Source organism: Paenibacillus nasutitermitis (assembly GCF_014641075.1).
Classification (GTDB): domain Bacteria; phylum Bacillota; class Bacilli; order Paenibacillales; family Paenibacillaceae; genus Paenibacillus_Z; species Paenibacillus_Z nasutitermitis.
This window is the reverse complement of sequence record NZ_BMHP01000009.1, coordinates 79,897-98,328: the sequence shown is the minus strand read 5'-3', so window position 1 is coordinate 98,328 and position 18,432 is coordinate 79,897. Positions and strand designations below refer to the sequence as shown.

At 49.3% G+C, this 18,432-nt stretch carries 16 protein-coding genes; 3 read left to right on the top strand and 13 right to left on the bottom strand.

The genetic code is table 11. The features are described 5' to 3' along the window. Positions 1–14: 14 nt before the first annotated feature. From IEY46_RS32310 to IEY46_RS32300, 3 genes are all read right to left on the bottom strand, one after another. Entirely contained in the window at positions 15–890 is an 876-nt protein-coding gene (locus IEY46_RS32310; protein ID WP_229750696.1) for a carbohydrate ABC transporter permease, read from the bottom strand. 86 nt (positions 891–976) lie between these two features. Continuing rightward, entirely contained in the window at positions 977–2,530 is a 1,554-nt protein-coding gene (locus IEY46_RS32305) for an extracellular solute-binding protein (protein ID WP_188999338.1), read from the bottom strand. 26 nt (positions 2,531–2,556) lie between these two features. Further along, the gene (locus IEY46_RS32300; protein ID WP_229750695.1) at positions 2,557–3,420 is read right to left on the bottom strand and encodes an ABC transporter permease; all 864 of its coding nucleotides are present in this window, start codon (positions 3,418–3,420) and stop codon (positions 2,557–2,559) included. Positions 3,421–3,762: 342 nt separating this feature from the next. On the opposite strand from IEY46_RS32300, the gene IEY46_RS32295 reads away from it, so the two are divergent. Both IEY46_RS32295 and IEY46_RS32290 read left to right on the top strand, forming a co-directional pair. Beyond that, positions 3,763–6,141: a PDC sensor domain-containing protein gene (locus IEY46_RS32295; RefSeq protein ID WP_188999336.1), complete on the top strand. Its 2,379-nt coding sequence runs from the start codon at positions 3,763–3,765 to the stop codon at positions 6,139–6,141. Positions 6,142–6,318: 177 nt separating this feature from the next. Continuing rightward, positions 6,319–6,651 (top strand): DUF1904 family protein, encoded by a 333-nt coding sequence (locus IEY46_RS32290; RefSeq protein WP_188999333.1) that lies wholly within the window; start codon positions 6,319–6,321, stop codon positions 6,649–6,651. A 114-nt stretch (positions 6,652–6,765) separates the two neighbouring features. On the opposite strand, the gene IEY46_RS32285 is transcribed toward IEY46_RS32290, so the two are convergent. From IEY46_RS32285 to IEY46_RS32260, 6 genes are all read right to left on the bottom strand, one after another. Then, positions 6,766–7,380 carry a hypothetical protein gene (locus tag IEY46_RS32285; protein ID WP_188999574.1) on the bottom strand — a complete coding sequence of 205 codons (615 nt, stop codon included), beginning with the start codon at positions 7,378–7,380 and terminating at the stop codon, positions 6,766–6,768. A 68-nt stretch (positions 7,381–7,448) separates the two neighbouring features. Beyond that, complete coding sequence (locus tag IEY46_RS32280; protein WP_229750694.1) at positions 7,449–7,820, bottom strand: hypothetical protein; 372 nt, start codon at positions 7,818–7,820, stop codon at positions 7,449–7,451. 82 nt (positions 7,821–7,902) lie between these two features. Further along, complete coding sequence (locus tag IEY46_RS32275; RefSeq protein ID WP_188999331.1) at positions 7,903–8,982, bottom strand: ankyrin repeat domain-containing protein; 1,080 nt, start codon at positions 8,980–8,982, stop codon at positions 7,903–7,905. 79 nt (positions 8,983–9,061) lie between these two features. Continuing rightward, positions 9,062–10,279: a hypothetical protein gene (locus IEY46_RS32270; RefSeq protein WP_188999328.1), complete on the bottom strand. Its 1,218-nt coding sequence runs from the start codon at positions 10,277–10,279 to the stop codon at positions 9,062–9,064. Positions 10,280–10,321: 42 nt separating this feature from the next. Then, positions 10,322–10,798 (bottom strand): hypothetical protein, encoded by a 477-nt coding sequence (locus tag IEY46_RS32265; RefSeq protein ID WP_188999325.1) that lies wholly within the window; start codon positions 10,796–10,798, stop codon positions 10,322–10,324. Continuing rightward, positions 10,788–11,990, bottom strand: a complete 1,203-nt coding sequence (locus tag IEY46_RS32260) for a glycosyltransferase family 39 protein (RefSeq protein ID WP_229750693.1) — start codon at positions 11,988–11,990, stop codon at positions 10,788–10,790. Before IEY46_RS32260 ends, IEY46_RS32265 begins: the two co-directional genes overlap by 11 nt. 445 nt (positions 11,991–12,435) lie before the next feature. On the opposite strand from IEY46_RS32260, the gene IEY46_RS32255 reads away from it, so the two are divergent. Further along, positions 12,436–13,206 carry an ANT(4')-I family aminoglycoside nucleotidyltransferase gene (locus tag IEY46_RS32255; protein WP_188999320.1) on the top strand — a complete coding sequence of 257 codons (771 nt, stop codon included), beginning with the start codon at positions 12,436–12,438 and terminating at the stop codon, positions 13,204–13,206. A 239-nt stretch (positions 13,207–13,445) separates the two neighbouring features. Here the strand turns inward: IEY46_RS32255 and IEY46_RS32250 are convergent, their stop codons facing one another. From IEY46_RS32250 to IEY46_RS32235, 4 genes are all read right to left on the bottom strand, one after another. Then, positions 13,446–14,318, bottom strand: a complete 873-nt coding sequence (locus tag IEY46_RS32250) for a sugar phosphate isomerase/epimerase family protein (RefSeq protein WP_188999318.1) — start codon at positions 14,316–14,318, stop codon at positions 13,446–13,448. A gap of 85 nt (positions 14,319–14,403) precedes the next feature. Continuing rightward, positions 14,404–15,648: an alpha-L-fucosidase gene (locus IEY46_RS32245; protein WP_188999316.1), complete on the bottom strand. Its 1,245-nt coding sequence runs from the start codon at positions 15,646–15,648 to the stop codon at positions 14,404–14,406. Between the two features lie 52 nt (positions 15,649–15,700). Then, positions 15,701–17,413, bottom strand: coding sequence for an ABC transporter substrate-binding protein (locus IEY46_RS32240; RefSeq protein ID WP_188999313.1), 1,713 nt, complete (start codon positions 17,411–17,413; stop codon positions 15,701–15,703). A gap of 114 nt (positions 17,414–17,527) precedes the next feature. After that, a complete protein-coding gene (locus tag IEY46_RS32235) occupies positions 17,528–18,427 on the bottom strand; it encodes a carbohydrate ABC transporter permease (protein ID WP_188999310.1) in 900 nt (299 codons plus the stop codon). Positions 18,428–18,432: the final 5 nt, after the last annotated feature.

Here is an 18,432-nt window from a genome sequence, read left to right as displayed (position 1 = left end):
ATTTTATTGTTCGCTCATCCTTTGATAGCTCCGAGCGTCATTCCTTTGACGAAGTACTTTTGCAGGAAAGGGTACAAGATTAGAATCGGCAGCGAAGTATACATGACTGTTGCCATCTGGATGGACATGGGCGGAGGCGGAGGCGCGCTTAAGTCGATTGCCCCGAAAATATCGCTTTGACCAACCATAACAACCTGTCTTAACAGGACCTGCAAAGGCCATAAATCCGAGCTGTTGGTATAAATAATGGAAGCGAAATATTGATTCCAGTTGGCTACGGCATAAAACAACGTGAATGTGGCCAGCGCCGGCAAAGATAGCGGCAGCACGATTCGGACAAAAATGCTCAGATCGTTGCAGCCGTCAATTTTAGCCGATTCCAGAATGCTTTCGTGTATGCCCTCGAAAAACTCTTTGAGCACAATCATGTTGAATGCCGACACGGCGCTTGGAATAACGATAGCCCATAGCGTATCGATAAGCCCCAAGCCGTTTACGACAAGATAGGTCGGGATCAAGCCGCCGTTGAAGAGCATGGTGAACAACACCATCAGCATGATCCATCTTTTGCCGCTGAACGAACGGCGCGAGCAGGAATAAGCCATTGAAGAAGTGACCGCGATGTTGATGAGCGTACCGACAATGGTGATCCATACGGTGTTTTTCAAGCTGCTAAAAAAGATTTGGGTGTCGTAAATATACCGATAGGAACTGAAATCCCATCGTGTCGGCCATAGAAGAAACCGCTGAAACTCCTTCGTGTCGTCAAGCGACAAGAGCGACATGGCGAACACATGGAGAAACGGAACGAATGTCAGAAAGGAAAAGCCCAGCAGCAGGAGCATATTCATTCCGTCAAAAATACGATAAGACCATTTCGCGGAAGGCAAAGGCCGCCCCTCCTTTCGATTGATACGCTGCGAGACAACGGGGATCGAAGGGAGAACCCCGTACTCGCAGCGTGCCGGATGAATCTTTACTCTGCGTGCTTAGACTTGTAGCTTTCGTTCATCTCTTGGATCATTTGCTCCGCGCCCCGGGACTTCCATTCCCCGATCAACTTATCGTAGTTGGCGATCGGCTCCCCATTGACGATGATGTTAACGACCCCGTCCAGCAAAAATTTGGATAACTCCTCGCCTTTATCTATTTTCGTTTTGGATATCACTCCGAGGCTCGCGTCCTTATACGGGGTTCCGGATAGTGCCGTATCATATGCTTTCTTCTGAATTTGTTTGATCTCGTCGGGCAGGCTTGGAGATAAGAGGTAATCCCCTTCCGGAATCGGATTCGTCAGCAAATATAAGCCGGGCCGTTCCGAATTGCCCAAGCTCGTGTACGACTTGGTCCCGTCGGCGTTTTTTGTAAAATGCACACCTTCTTGCCCATCGCTGAACGGCACGATGCCCGGCGCATTCATTTGGTCGTCCAGTATTTTCAGCAGTCGGCGGACCTTCCCTTCGTCGCTGCCGGCTTTCGCCGATAGAACATTAAAGCCATAGAACCCGTTGCCAAGGGAATACGAGCCTTCCGTTCCGTCCAACGCAGTCAGCGGAGGAACGACGTCCCATTGAAAGTTGGGGTTGGCGGCTCTTGCCTTCTTCAACCGCTCCGGAGAGTAGGCCAAGTAAGCGAAATCGCCGTGAATCCCGGCCTTGCCGAGCAAGAAATCTTCTTCTGATTGACTTGATTTCATCAGTACGAAATCTTTGCTGATATACCCGTTTCGGTACCAATCGGTCACAAGCTCTACAAGCTTTCTCCCGTTCGGCGCAGCCCAGCCCGGCAAAATTCCGCCCTTCCCGTCCTCCACCCACGACTGGAACGGCATCACCTTGGTCGGCGTGAACGCCGCAACGCTGCTTATAAATCCGGAGGCGTAAGACATCGCCATACCATAGGTATCCTTCTTGCCATTACCGTCCGGATCATTTTCCGTGAACGCTTTCATGACGTTCGTCAATTCTTCGTAGGTCGTCGGAATCGGAAGATTGAGATTGTCCAACCAGTCCTTCCGGATCGACAGTACCCAGTTGGAAGCCGCCCGAATACGCGGAATTCCATAAAGATGGCCTTTATACGTCATCAGATCGAGCACATCCTGCGGAATTTTGGATAAGTTGGGGTAATCCTTGATATATGCTTCCAATGGTAAAAAAGCTCCTGCCTCCGCATAGTTATAGAACGTTTGAGTAATATCCTCCATTAAAGTGATGTCCGGAATATTCCCGGATGCGAACGCGGTTGCAAGCTTATTGTTATAATCGCCGGATGGAACCGCGTTGAATTGGAAATCGATGTTATACCGCTCGTTGATGGCCTGAATCCCGTAGCCGGACGCCTCCGGTGGATTCCCGTACAAAATCGTCATCGCTTTCACCGCATATTTCTTGCTCATGTCGTCCGCTTTCGGACTTGCGGAAGAAACCGGCGACGGCGGATTACTTGCAGGGGAAGGCTCGCAGGCGGCAAGCAGGCTTGCTGCCATAAGAACGCTCACCGCCGTGATTGCTAGTTTCGGAACTTTCATAGAATGACCTCCTCTATTTATACTTATTAAAATAACCCCTTCTCGCCCAATCTCCTGGTCAGCCAATTAGCCGATGCGATCATGAACAATCCGACAATCCCTTTCATCAAGCCGACGGCTGCCGCGAAGCTGAAGTTTCCTTGACGAATCCCTTGGAAGTATACATAAGTATCGATTACTTCACCGACATGGGATACTTGCGGGTTCAGCATAAGAAAAATTTGCTCGAAGCCGACATCCAGCACGCTCCCCATCCGGAGAATAAGCAGGATACAAACTGTGCTTCTAATACCCGGAAGCGAAATATTCCACATTTGGCGGAAACGTCCGGCACCGTCGATTTTGGCCGCTTCGTACAACTCCGGGTCGACGCCCAGGAGGGCAGCCAAATAAATGATGGTCCCCCAGCCCGCCTCTTTCCAGATCGATTGCAAAATAATAAGCGGCCGGAACATCGCCGGATCCGTCAGCACATTCGCATTGTCAAAGCCAAGGCTCGCGAGAATGCCGGTCACGCTCCCGCTGCTGTTGAACAGAAGGTAAAAAACGCCCGCCACGACGACCCAGGACAAAAAATGCGGCAAATAAATGACGGTCTGGATCAGCCGCTTCAACCACGGAGAAGCCACCTCGTTAATCATCAGCGCCAAAACAATCGGTACGAAAAACACAAAGGCGATCTGATAAAAACTGAGCACAATCGTGTTCCATAAAACGCGCAAAACATCGGGACTGTCCGCCATGCGCTGAAAATATTCGAAGCCGGCCCAGGGGCTCCGCCAAATGCCCGTGAAAGGATTGTAATCCTTAAAGGCGATCACAATGCCGAACATCGGCAAATACTTAAACACGGCGAAATAAATCAGCCCCGGCAAAACCAATAACCACAAGTACTTCTCATCCCGAAAACGGCGAAAGCCTCTTTTCCGCCTACGAGCTTCTGTAATTATTCGAGCCCCCGCGTTTGTCGTTACATCCAATCGGTTCCCTCCCGCTTCCGTCCGTTTTTGCGGCAAAATAAGCGTCATCGATGACATGAACCCATCATTGCGGATTTTTCCGTGACAATCAATAATCACTTTTTAATCCTTATCGAAAGCCTCCGCAGCGTATTGCTGCTAAAAAATGATACATGTGAAAATGATGACACTTCCATTGACGGGAATGCTTGATGCTATAATGGAAATGGAAATTAGGCATATTGCGATAATCCCCTACCGGAGTTGACTCTCATGATGAAGAAGCTTCAAGGCTTGTGGACCTGGATGCGCTCCGGCCATCAAATGAAAAAGAAGCTGCTGGTCAGCCTGCTGCTTCTTTCCAGTATTCCCGTAGCCGTTATCGGACTGTTCACCGCAAGATTTACGTCGTCTATCATTCTTGATCAAGCCTATCAATCCAATATGTATTTTTTGCGGCAGAACGAAAAAGAAATGGAGGGGGTTTTCAGACGGCTGAACGATCTGCTGTTTCAATTCACCTACCATAATTACAATTCCGATAATCTCGCTACACTTAATCGTTTTACGAATGAGGATCTTGTCCCGGCTAATTGGAAAATGGTTCTGCAGTTGGGGGACATGCTTAACGTCGTGAAAAACGGTATGGGCCAGGCGCTGGAAGTCGATTTTTATTCGCCCCATTACAAAAAAATTATGACCTCCGACGGAAATATCCTAACGGAAGACCAATTCAACGACCCCAAGGTGCTGAACGAATCCCGTGACCATCCGATCGGCAGCCGATGGATCGATACGCGTATGGGACTTCAAGTAAACGAACGATTTACGAAGCCGGTCATTACAGTGATATGCCCTTTCATGCAAAGCACGGGCAACTCGCTAGGTGGAGCCATTATCATTTACTTCGATGCGAGCGAGCTAAGCCGGCTGTTGACGCTGCCTCCCGAATACCCGTCATCATCCATGTTTATCGCCAATAGAGACGGCAACATACTCATGCACTCCAACCCGGATGCCATCGGAAACCGTCTGAACAACGATATCGTTCAGGAGCTGAACAGTCTCTCGAACTCCGGCGGCTCCGACGACGATTTTCCCGCCATCGGAAAATATACGGCAGATTTGGAGGGTGAACGACGCTTGATTTACACGCTGCCCTCCGGTACTAAAGCATGGAATTATATCATTTCGATTCCTATGGATGCCTTGACTTCGAAGCCCAGGCAAACCTTGTATACGATTCTACTTATCAGTCTCGCACTTATTCTAATCGCCATATTCATCGCATTGAAGGCGTCCCGTAATATTTACGAACCTGTACAGCGGCTTGCCGGCAAACTTTCCAAAGGGCAGACGGAGGGGCGCGTCGGAGATGAAATTCAGTGGCTCGATCATTTTGTAAGCCGCGTGATGGAGCAAAACCAAAAGCTTTCGGAAGAAGCTGCCGCCTACTTCGCGCATATGGAAAATTACCGTTTACATCAGCTGTTGCTCGGTAATCCTCAGGATTCCGCCTCCATGACCGGCTGGGCAGCCGGACAAGGAGAAGCTCACTACGCTCTGTTTCTAATCGAGACGGATCAGTTGATGCTCGATAAGACATACTCGCGGACCGACCAATATTTATTTTTCTATTGCATACAGAATATCGCTCAGGAGGTCTTGCGCTTACACAGTCTGATCCCTCATATTCTGACCATGCATCCGGGCTTATTCGCCGTTCTGATTCCTATGGCGCATCCTCCCGGCAATGAATTGCTTCGGACATATGGAAACGAGATGTTGAGTGCGTTTCGCCGTCACCTGCCTTTCCCGGTTTTTATCGCTGCAAGTCATTCAAGCTTTGGAATACCGGATGTGCACGATGCCTATATCGAAGCGGTCCGAGCACTGCGCTATCGTTTTCTGCTGGGCGATAAAGAAACCATTCTAATGAATGCGCTTGAACCCCGGCTGGCTTTTCAGGTGGACGTTCTTTATGAGCAAGAAGCGAAAATATGCGCGGCTTTGCAAGCGTGGCGAATCGAAGAAGCTTTAGAGACGTTCGATCTGTTGACCGAGACGATGAAGGACGGATACGAAATGACAAGGGAGTTTGTCACCGGCTTCTTCACCCGGCTTTTTGCGTCTTTGATCAAAGCGGCTAAACACCAACAGAACAAGGCTATCTCGCCGGAGACGATCGAACCGCTTCTGCTCTCCCTTGCCGAACAGCCGACGATATCGGATATGAATCATTATTTCAAAACGGTGATCATCCCGCTCTTGACACCCAAGCCGGAAGACCAAACGGCCGAGAAAATCCGCATCGTACAAGAAGTGCTGGATTATATCCATGCCCGTTACGATCAAGATATCTCCTTACAGCTCTGTTCCGATCTCGTCCATATTCATCCCGTTCAGCTCAGCCGAATATTCAAGCAGATCGTCGAGGAGAAGTTCGTGGACTATGTTATTGCTTACCGGATGCGGAAAGCAACAGAGATGCTGGACAATCCGACGATCAAGCTTCAGGACATCGCCGAAAAACTGCGGTATACTTCCGTTCAAAATTTTATACGCACGTTCAAAAAAACGACGGGCGTCACGCCCGGACAATACCGGAAACATGCGGAACAACAGGCCGCCAGGTCCCCGTTTCCTATATAAAGTGTCTGTCAACATCGGCCGAGGTTGGATGCATCGTATCCTGAGCCAGGAAGATTCAATAAAGACTAGCATCTTGACCTATTTTGATTTAATCTTTTGTTACGGGACCCACATAAAAAAGAGCGATCCTTTCCATCGCCCTAATTTTAAAAAAGCCATATCACAGGAGGATATTAGATGCCGCAATTAATTTTTAGAGGAATTCCAGCCGAGGGCATACGCGCAATTAGCATACCTCTCGTAGAGGAGATGGCCGCAATATGTAAGTGCGGAACGGATAATTTCACCTTAGAGTGCCTGCACGTCACCGCTATCTTCGACGGGAAATATACCGATTCGTACCCTTTCATCGACGTATGGTGGTTTGAGCGGGGGGACGAAGTGCGTGATAATATGGCCGAGGCGATCGATAGGCATGTCCGGTCGCTTGGCATACCCGATCTGGAGATTTCCTTCCGGGTCGGCCGAGAGGACAATTTTTATATGAACGGACGCCGTTATGGGTCCTAAGCACCTCATTATTTATGCAGCCGAACACGATCAGCGACTTTGCAATGCCGGGGCCGATCCGGAAAACGGCTGCCCGGCAGAAGGCCGTCGAATTAATCGGCGGCCTGGTCGTCATTAGCCATGGATCACAAGTCCATATTTACTGAAAATCCACGATTTGCTCAAGTCGTGAATCGCATCATGGCTTATACGCACCGAAGGCTTTTGCTCCTTCATAGCATCTGCGTCATGAGCCGAGAAGCGAAGCGGCTTTGTCATTTTTTTAATAGTGCCCGTTATCTCATCGAAGAACGAATACGTTAACGGTTTATGGTTCCGGATATCCTCATAGATATAATACTTCCCTTTTTCATCTTCCATTTCAATTTGAAAGCCTTTTGGAAATGAAAGCAAGATACACGGAAGTTCATCCTCTGCCCATTGTCCGCAATATGGAAAATGGACACCTTCATTTCTCGCAAAAAATCCGGAGCTTTCATGATCAGATGCAACAGAAATGGAATAAACAAAGAAGGGGTGACCAGCGTTGCTTTTTTCCTCTGCCGCAAAATACTGATAAAATGTCTGATAAGCCTCATACACCTGATTCTGATCATGCTCTGTCCGGTCATAGTTGGTAAGATGAAATTGCGCTTGCTTATGTTCAAAAAGCTTCAAAACGCTTTTGAACTCTTCCGGCCGTATGAAGAATTTAAGCTTATAAAATCCGCTGTTCTTTAATTTGTCCATTTCTGGTTCACCACTCTTCATCATCTCTGTCTAAAGCAGGGAAGCGCGCATATTCAGCTCATATATGTTCAAAATTCATATTTCCTAAATCGTTTTCTGAGCGTTTCTTCGTGCGGTATCCACTTCGAATCACTCCATAAAGACATGCTTACAAGTTCTGACAGCTTATCTACGGCTTGTTCCGGACTCGTCATGCTAATGAAGTCGTCAAAATTCTCTTTACGGATATCCAGCACTTTCCGCAGGTAGTCATCATTAATACGCTCTTCCTTGAGTTCCTCATATTCTTCCCTCATCCACTGCTCACAAAAGATCCTTTCGGCTTGAATGCCTCCATTCTCGAAAAAAGACAACTCAAACAAGTCCTCATTCATATATCCGGCGGTCATCACTGGTTCCTCGATAATCCGGGACAACGTTTGGCCGATCTTCTTCACCACGGGATGGCCTCCTCTTATCGCTTTCCATTAACTTATACTTGCTCCCCTACCAGCGTTAGTGTGACAAACAGCGGTTCTTCATTTACAGCTCTCCTTCAAGAAACCTGATGAGGTATATTTCAGGCTGCGCTAGAAACTCTGTGAAGCTGCATAAATCCGCATAAACCTGATGCTCCACGTCATAACAGCCTATCAGGCCTTTTTTCTTCGGATTCCACACTAGCTGCAGATCGGAGTAATCGTCGATATCGGCTGACAGACGCAGCAGCTTTTGCCTGCCAACTTTCATCTCAATCGTATCGGTTAATGTGAAAAATTCGATATACCCGATTTCATATTCATTTTGCGCCAGCTCATGGCGCAGCTTGTCTCCGGTAAGAAAGCTGACCAGCTCATCGGTCAATTTATATTTTTTCAACTTATATTTTTCATTTTCCATATTATGTAATTCTTCCAGCTCCAGCGATTTCAAATATTCAGCCAATGCTTTATCCTTATTGCTGACCGCAATCGTATACGGCCGCTCGCCGTCCTTTTCCGCAAAAGTCACATCAGCACCGCGTTCAATCAAAAATTTGACCATAGCCATATTACCCATGCGCGCGGCAACGGTTAACGGGGTCGCTTGATACGGATAGACCATATCCGGTTTATTATAATTGATGTCCACCCCATGATCGAGCAAATACGTGAGTGTCTTATAGTCATGGTCCGATACGGCTTGACGCAATACAGCACCGCCATGCAGCTTCATATCTAATCCCAGCTCATGAATGAGCGGGATATTATTTTTGTTGCCATAGTAGGCCTGTGAATATGCGCCTGATCCCGTTTGATTGAGCTTGTCCATCTTGGCTCCTTGCGCTGCAATGTAGCGAACGATGTCCCCCTTGCAATAGCGAACAGCTCGCAGAAAAGCCGGATTATGATGGACATTCAGGTTGACGCCGTGATCGACCAACAGCTTTACAACATCCATTCTCTGCAATATAAGCGCCAGATCGAGCGGACTTAATGTGGTATGCTTGCTAAGTACGATGCCATCTTCAATATTCCAGCCTGCTGCAATTGCAGCCTGCAAAGCCGGAATATTTCCTTTGTAAATGTGCAACGCGATTTCCGGCAGCTCCTCGAATCTCCCGATACCTTTTAGATTGAACATACTATAGCTCCTTTCCGCTGTTCCTCATAAACGGTAATCACCGGTCAACCCCTTCTTTACCTTCATGTTCTCATTTTAGTTAGTATTCGCGCGCTGCATCGAACCAGCGTTGAGCCATCTCCTCCGTTATAGGCCCGCCAATCAGGTGGTCAGACTGGCTGAGTTGCCATACCGCTTCACCAAGGTCTTCCCGTTCGGTGGTTTCGATGCCTTTGAGGGTGTTGAAGCGCACGGTGAAAGCGGTAATGGCTGCCTCGGCATCGGCAAAGCTGCGGGCCTCGGCCAAGGCTGCCTTTGCAATATTGTAAGCTTCGTTAGCCGGCTTGGCCAGACGTTTAGGCCAGGAAGAGAACGGGCGGCCGAACTCGGCCGTCCACCACTCAGGCTTTCGTAATTGGCTCACTGAAGCATGGTATGTCCACGGGCGGGTTTTGGCGCGTGTTTTCATTTGCTGTTTGAGACGCTTGCCAGCGGTCTCTTCCACATTGTAGGCGATAAATCTGTCTAGCAACGGCCACGCGTTCAAGGCCGGCAACTCCTCCAGATCGGGCATGAAGCGCAGCTCCAGACTCGTTAACTGGGCTTGATGAGCTAATAACTCCAGGTCGCAGAAATTCCCCCACAAACTCAGTGAGTTAAGGTTCGGGAACCGGTTTAGACACCCCAACGATATGGGCTGTCCCAGCGGTGTGTTCTGCAGCGTCAGGCTCGTCACCTGTTGCAGCTCACCCAGGTCGGGCAGCAAGAAAGGAGGATCATTCCTGCGTCGGCCGGTGCGTGGTGCCAGTGTCAGCGAACTGGGCATATCGCCTGTGGCCGAGAAGCGTGATAGTTCGCCGGACACACTCAAGCGGAAATGCCGCTTCGGAAGTTTCAGGCTCAGAGGCCCCGTTGACTTGTCCAACTCAATATTCAAGCCATGCAAATTGGACTCGCTGGCGTCCACCACTGTGTCTGCGGACAGGATCGGAGTCCATGTCATCTCTTCAATGGGACGTTTCTTCGCCCAGTCAAAGAAGCCTGTGTCACTGCCGGTATAATGCAGAAAACGCGGCCAGGGAGAGCCCGCCGGTGTGGCAAAGACATTGAATACGGTCCAATCGATGTGCGCATCAGACGCGACATGAAGGTCTGCTTTCTTCCCCAATTGCGACGGTCCAAGGGATAGACTGCCCACACCGGGCTGAATGACAAGAGTGTGACTGCGTGGACCTGTCAGATCGATCGGATAACGACCAACTTCTCTAACAGAACCAGTAGGAGGATGAGCTTGGCTATCATTTGGCACTTCTATCATCCTTTCTTCTTTAACATAGTCATTTCGGCAAGTGCAGAAGGGCTAGCGATACTTCTCAATACGTACCTCCTGCATAATGAAATCCGCTCCTGGCTTCATAGCAGGATCGATTCGAAGCTGTTCAACATCGCCATCGACCATCGATTCGATCGTCTTGCCGGAGAATACTTTGCTTTTCGCTTCCGAAAATGATTCTCCTGCTCCCCTCCAAAACACTTGAACCTCACGTTCGCCATTTACCGATAGCTGGATGCGAAAATAAGTTTGCTTGGCTTGAGAGATCTCCATAGAAGGGCCGATCAAGATCGGGTCATTTGTCGTAGAGGTCCATTCGCTCTCCTTCTTGCTGATGTTGTAAACCGTCCAATCCTCAAAATTTGTGAATACGAATTCTGCAGTTCTCTCTGCCTGAGCCTGCCTCCATTCCTGCTCTCCTCTATCACGGTCGAATATAAACACACTGTATAAGACAAGAGTGGCAAATACAAGGATAACTCCAGCATAAGCTTTATAAAGCATGTCGATTCTCCTTTGTTACACCCTTGTTTACCGCATCATAAAGCTGGCTCATTCCGTAACAGAAAAAGATAATCATGTAAGGCATTATGGGGTAAGCATAGCGGGGAATAGGCAGCATGATTTGATGCATAATGGTATAAATAACGATAACCAACGCCAGCCAAGCGATCGCATGCTTGCGCCAAACACTTGCCATTAAGCCCAGCCAGCCTCCCGCAACGAACAACAGGTGCAGAGGATTCCGCCATTTTCCGAACATGTGGGCAATCTCTCCGTTTTCGACCCAAGGGATCCTCCAGAAAGCGTTTAGCTTGCCAATTAGAAACCATTTGATAAATCCTGCCTGGTGAAGCTGGGAGAGGAACATTTCTTTCGCCCTGTCACCCCATAATGCATTCCGCTCAAGCTCAGTGGTATCCATTAGATAAATAGAATAGAAAGTATTCTCCCACCCAATGGAGTAAGGATGGACACCCCACAGTAAAGGATTGTTTCCGGAAGTAGTAAATAACACGGGCTCGCCGAATAACAGGGAATTTCGAATCCACCACGGAAGAACGACGATAAATGAACTGAAACCGACATAGAACAGTGCTCGAAAAACAAGCTTTTTGGATGGAAGCTGAATTGCGAAATAAAGAACCAGGGGCAGGACGAGAATCGCGGGTGTCGGCCGGACCAAGACGCTGAATCCCAGCAAAACTCCGGCAGCAATTAATATCGAACTCCGGCCCCTCTGTAAGCCCTCCAACAGCAATAACAAAAATGAGGCCAGCAGCAACGTAAACGTAACCTCGGTCAGAAGCAGTCCATTGGAATAAATAAAACCTGGATAAATGGCCATGCATGCAGCGCTAATTAAGCTGAACGTCTCGCTTAAATACTTTTGGGCGATCCGATAGACAACCCATATCGTGAGTACGCTGAACGCAACTTGTGTGAGTTGAAACCCCAGCTGAGCGGTACCGAATAACCCGTACACTGCGGAGAGAACCAGCGGAAACCCAGGCGTGACAAAGCTATTAGGCTCTGTTGAATTATAGCCAAGTATCCCGGTCTCCAGAAATTGCTTCGCCATCTTGCTGTAGAACATTGCATCTTCGGCCAGAGGGGGGAACGAGTTGCCAAAAATGTAGTAGAGTCTAATCGCCAAAGCACTCAAAAGTATAAGATAAATCCATTTAAAGCGCATTTGTTCGGCCTCGTTTCCATAAACATGAGTGACTTTCCTTTGATACTCATTTAGCGAGTCTACCCCGGTAAACTGAAACATATGAGACTTCCATTCTCTGTTTTCTCTCGTAAAATAAATATTTAATCCCTTTTATCTACCAAATAGTACATCAAAAACGATTTAATATAAACATTCACTTTTGGGATATGAAAACCCCCGTTGTGTATCGAATAAAACTCGCTTTACTTATGATACGGTTCACCGCTCTGTCTGTAACGGCAAGTTTTTTGTAAACCACGCCCCATACCTTGTCAAAGCAGCTTGTCTTGGGTACAATTTCCATAAGAAAACTTTGTGGGAGGAGATCAAATGCATCCAAAAAAAGTCCCCCGTTAAGCCCGAGGTCCTCCATCCATGTGTTAGTGACTATTCACCCAAATAAATCAAAGGGAGATGCACACTAATGCACATGAATGGACCTGTAAATATATCTCGAAACGAAAGACTTGAAACCTGCCACGAAATTGCCTCGAGATTACACGAGGTGTACGGCGAAAAAATCCTTGCCATTGGAGTCTACGGTTCTGTTTCCAGAGGTACGGACGGCCCTTTTTCAGACATTGAGATGTTTTGCGTACTAAGTGAATCCAGCGAATCCGTAGATTTTAGCTATGAATGGTCGGCGGGGCCTTGGAAAGCAGAAGTGGACGTCCAAAGTGCAGACGTTCTACTTAAAACAGCCTCTACTATTGAAGGAAGTTGGCCATTGACGCATGGGCCATTCTTTTCTCAACTTAGCCTGTATGATCCAAAAGGCTTTTTCCCAAGATTGAAGGAAGTTGCCGAATCACCAACAAGGGAAGATTTCCGACTTTCAATCAATGAAGTCCTTGTAGGGGAAATGTACGAATTTGTTGGGAAACTTAGGAATGCCAGTCTAAATGGCCCACACACCTACTTGCCATACTTGGCAGTGGAGTTTTCCCAATACGGAGCTATGCTAGTCGGGTTGCACAACCAAAAACTTTTCTCGACCGGCTCAATGGTTTTACCGGAAGCATTGGAACTGCCTAACCGTCCAGAAGGATTCGACAATATTGTGCGAATGGTTATGTCTGGAGAGTTATCAGAACCTTCAAAGATCGTTTCTGCTTGTGAAAATTTCTGGAATGGCCTCGTGAAGTGGGCAGCCGAACATGACTACGTAATAAGTACAAAAAGAATCCCGTTTTGACCCGCAAATGCGACTTTTACAACACTAGCGGCCAAGGGACGACGACTGCAACGTATGGGTGATGCTTGCCTCCGCAGTCGTTTGGATATCGGAACAGCATTTGAGGAGACCCTTTACTGTACGTCCCTGTTGTCTGTCTTTAGAGAAAAATCGAAAGGCACCCGCTTGGGTGCCTTTCCTTTACTTATATCATGTCGCGGTATCTGCACGAGTCCGCCTGGCCGCACCAGGCACTTCGTTTATACTTCATTCCAGATACGCTTTACGTTATCCATTCCGATCTTCGTTCCCGCTTCGCAATCTTCCATACCTTCGAACTCGATTGTAATATTGCCGTCATAGCCGGATTGTTTGATTTGCCGCAGAACTTCTCGTATTGGAATATCGCCTTGACCGACAATGGCGCCCCGCAAATAATTTCCGTTCGAGGTTGTGAACCAATCGCCTTCGCCGGGGTCTTCATAATAGGGGCGGAAATAGAAATCTTTGATATGAATCAATGAAGCAAACGGCAAATTCTTTCTGACGCCGACAAGCGAAGGTTCGTCCACGCACATAAAATTGCCGATATCGAGTGTTGTGGAAAAGTTCGGACGATTCACCTGGCGCAGCACCCGCTGAACCCGATCGCTCGACTGGACGGAAAAGCCATGATTCTCGATCGTTGTCGTAATGCCGAAACCGGCGGCATAATCGGCGATGATTTGGCTGCCCTGAGTGATCTCCGGCAAATGCTCTTCAAAGTAATGAATCGTCATCTTCTCCGGCGGCAGCGTAAATGCTGTAACATCATGACGCATGTGACGCATGCCGAGCCGGTGAATAAGATCAACATGTAGTTTGACGCGATTAAGCTCCGCTTCAAACAATTCCGGCGTATCCTGTACGAAATTGGCGGGCATCGAATAGTTCGATAATTCGATCCCGAGCGTTCTCGCCCGCTCTCTCAAGGCATCGGCCAGCTCTGGATGATCCACCAGCGAATATCCGTACGGCACCAGTTCCAGATGCTCGCCGCCATGATCCTTCACCCACTGTACCACATCGAGAATCGTCATCTTTCCCGATTTCAATGCGGGCAGCAGACTGTATGAACTTATTCCGATCTTCACTTTATTCGTTTCCCCGCTTTCGTCCAGGTAAGCTGTAAGCTTAAGCTTCGTCTGCTCCAGGCTTTCCCCTTTATTTATCGCTCGACTACTGCTGTCCGCTCACGCAATAAGCTTCGAATCGCCTTATAACCGGCTCCGCCGCATGCTTTGTAACCCGCAGGCGCAGCCGGCTTGCCAGGACCGGCTCGAATCGGTCGATCTTCTTGTGTCCGATGGCGCTTCCAACCGCAAGCTCCACCCACTGGTCTTCCCGGAACGCCTCCAGCACGTATTCTCTTACCCGCTCCCCATGGGCGATATCCTCCATCAGAATGACGTGGTCCACAGTCTGGCTCTCCTCCAGTTCCAGTGTGACTTCCGTTCCTTCGCCTGCCGCAGCTGCAATTGCGGCCCCGAACCGGCGGAGGATTTCATCGCCGAGCTCGATTAAACGCTCCGCGTCGACGTCCGGCAGCAGTCCCCGGTCGTCAGGCGCCACATTGAGCAGCAGCGTTGCGCCGTGACCGACCGAACGGTAATACAAGTCGAGCAGATGCTCCAGGCTGTGCAGGCTGCTCTCGTCATTGGGATGCCAGAACCAATGACGGCTGCGGATCGGCACATCGCATTCCGCGGGCACCCAGGCCGGCGTCCCTTCCATCCAGGTAAGCATATCGCTGGTAAACATGCTCTCTCTTGCCGATTCGGCCGTATTCCAGCAAGGATAGGGAGCAACCCCGTCCTCGTTGCCGACCCAGCGGATGGTCGGGGAGCCCATGTTGAATATCATCGCATCGGGCTGATGCTGCTTCACCAATCCGATTATTCGCGGCCAATCGTATTCTCTTCCCTGGGAGCCCGCTCCGTCAAACCATACCTCCACAAGCGGTCCGTACTGCGTAAGCAATTCCGTCAGCTGCTCGGCATAGAATTGGTCGTACGCGTCTTTGTCCGGATAACAAGGCTCATGGCGGTCCCATGGCGACAAATACAATCCCAACAGCAAGCCTTCCTCCCGGCACGCGTCCGCAACCTCACGCACGACATCGCCGCTGCCGTTCTTCCACGGACTGGACTTGACCGAATAATCGGTCGTTGCCGTCGGCCACAGACAGAAGCCGTCATGGTGCTTCGCCGTGAAGATTAAATATTTGCATCCAGCCCGTTTTGCCGTCCTTACCCACTGGCGGGCATCCAGCTTGACAGGGTTGAACAGCTCCGGCGAGTCGTTCCCTTCGCCCCATTCCTGATCGCAGAATGTATTCATGCCGAAATGGCAGAACATCCCGAACTCCAAATCCTGCCATGCCATCTGCTGCGCAGATGGTTTCGCCAATTCAGTCGTATCCATTTTCGTTTCTTCACTCGCTTTCTTTTGTTAGTCCGGTGGACCTCAAATTGATTTATTTTACGGCAAGAGCATTCTGGTAAATCTCCATATATTTATCCACTTGAAGTCCGGCGAAGCCTTTCACATAAGAATCCCATTCTTTCCCGATATCCTTGGATCCCGTAATGAACTGCGCCATATTGGATTTGATGTAGTCCCGAATCGTCGTCTGGAGCTGTGCAGCGGCTTCCGCATCCTCCAGCGCGATGAAGACGCTGTTCGGATAGGATTCATTCGATTTGAACGGCTCGTATTTCTCTGATTCCCGCTGCAGCCGGGTGCCATATCCATCATCGGCCAGCGGATCCTGCGGAGTTGTCCATGAATTGCGGTATGCATAAGTGCGGAGTGACGGGCCGATCTGCTCCCAGCCGTCATTATGCGTCGTTTTCTTCACCTCGGGTATAATAGCCGTGTATTTCGCCTGCTTGCCGTCCATGTCCATCTCTCCGTCTGTCGCTTTGCGCCAGCCCTTGCCTTCGGGACCGTGCTCCTCCAGAACGATCGCTTCCTCGGTATACAAATAGTCGGCCAGCCGGATTGCGGCGATCTGCTGCTCTTCCGTTGCCTTGTTCGTAATGGCGAACTGGGAACTGCCGATCCCGGCAAAATAAATCGTCTGCTGCACCCCGTTCGGTCCCTTGAGCGGCGGTACGGTGACATATTCTTTATGCCTCGGATGCTTGTCGTCCGGACTGTGCGCGTAGCTGATCAATGCCGTTGTCAAGCCGCCCATGACATTGTCCGGCTCGCGGTTGGCGAGCTGCTGAATCGCATCGGCATTTTGCGTGAACGCAGCCGGGTCGATCAGCCCTTCCTTATAGAGCTTGTTCAGATACAGCAGTCCCTGCTTCCATTCCTCTTTATCGGCAACCATATCGACCTTGCCGTCCTTTACAGACAGGAACGTGCCATTACTCTTCTCGGTATAATCGTCCATGATAAACGCGTTCATCAAGAAAGCGGAGACATTGCCCGCCCACATTTCATCCGAGCCGGTAAGCGGAATTTCATCCTTCTTTCCGTTGCCATTCGGGTCCTTCTCCTTGAACGCCTTCAGCACGGTGTAGAATTCATCCGTTGTCGTCGGAACGGACAATCCAAGCTTATCCAGCCACTCCTTGTTAATCCACAGCTTCATGGCGTAGTCGCAGTGGTAGCATTCGTTGATCTGCGGCAGTGCGTAGATGTTGCCGTCCGGTGCTGTAATCGAGCTTTTCAGATAGGGAATATCCGTTAGCGCTTTCTTAAAATTCGGCGCATACTTGTCGATCAGGTCGTTCAGCGGGATGAAGACGCCCTGCTTCCCGTATTTCATCTGTTCTTCCTTCGTGAGGGCTCCCTGCAGGATCACCTCCGGGTAATCACCGCTGGCCAGCATAAGCTGCTTGCGGTCATTTAATGCATTGTCGGGTACAAGCTCCCACTGAATGTCGATATTCGTCTTCTCTTCGACATACTTCGTGAATTCATTCGTATCCATGTTCTCAATGCTGGCGAATTGGGGAGCAAACATCTTGAGCTTCATCTGCTTCGATACAATGGGGTACGTACCGACAGGGGTAAACAGCTCGCTGCTTCCCGTATTGTCTGATGTCTGCTTATCCCCGGAATTGCCGCCCGCTTCCGATTTATTCCCGGATTCGGAACTGCAGGCGCTCATCACCAGCGAACAAATTAGAAGCATAACCATCATGACCGCAAACGTTTTTGTTTTTCTTTTCATCGTACCGCTCCTCCAATTATCGTATTAAGTATCGCATGAATCAATGCTCCAATGGCAGCAGTTTGCGCCGGCGCGGCGGGCCCTGCATCACCTCCCGCATGAAGTTCAATCCTCTTAGCCTTTTAACGATCCGATCATGACACCTTTGACAAAATGCTTCTGTACAAACGGGTAGATGATCATTACAGGTGCGCTGGCAACGACAATCAATGAATATTTAAGCAGGTCCTTAAGTCCCTGCTGGGCCAGAAGCTGATCAACATCGGAAACCATTGACGGATCGATCGTATTGAGAATCAGAATGTTGCGCAGAACGATCTGCAGCGGAAACAGCTCGGCTGACCGCAAAAAGATGAGTGCATCGAAATACGCATTCCAATGCCCGACGGCGTACATCAGCGTCATGACGGCCAGAATAGGCTTCGAGAGCGGCAGTACAATTCTTGTCATGAAGCGGATATCGCCGCACCCGTCCAGCTCGGCCGCCTCGGCCAGCTCATCGGGAATCGTCGTTTGAAAGAAGGTGCGGGCTACAATGACCTGGAAGACGGCGAGCGCCCCCGGCACAATCATCGCCCAGCGGGTATCCAGCAGATGCAGATTCTTGACCACCAGATAGAACGGAACAAGTCCTCCGTCGAACAGCATGGTAATAACCAGCAGCACCATAACTAAATGACGCCCGTACAATGTCTTTTTGGACAGCGGATAAGCCAGCATAACAGTCAGAGTGACGTTAACCAATGTCCCGATCACCGCATAAAAGATAGAGTTCCCATAGCCGATCAGAATTTGCGGATTGCGGAAGACGGCTTTATAGCCCTCCAGGGTGAAATCGACTGGGAACAACCAGACCTTGCCCGATACGACGGCCTGCGGCGAACTGAATGAAGAGCTTAATATATACAACAGTGGAATCAGAACGACCAGAAGCACCACCGTCAAGAACAGATAGATCCCAAACATAAACAGCCGGTCGCCTTGCGATTCGCGAATGGTGGTTGTTTTATCCATAATGA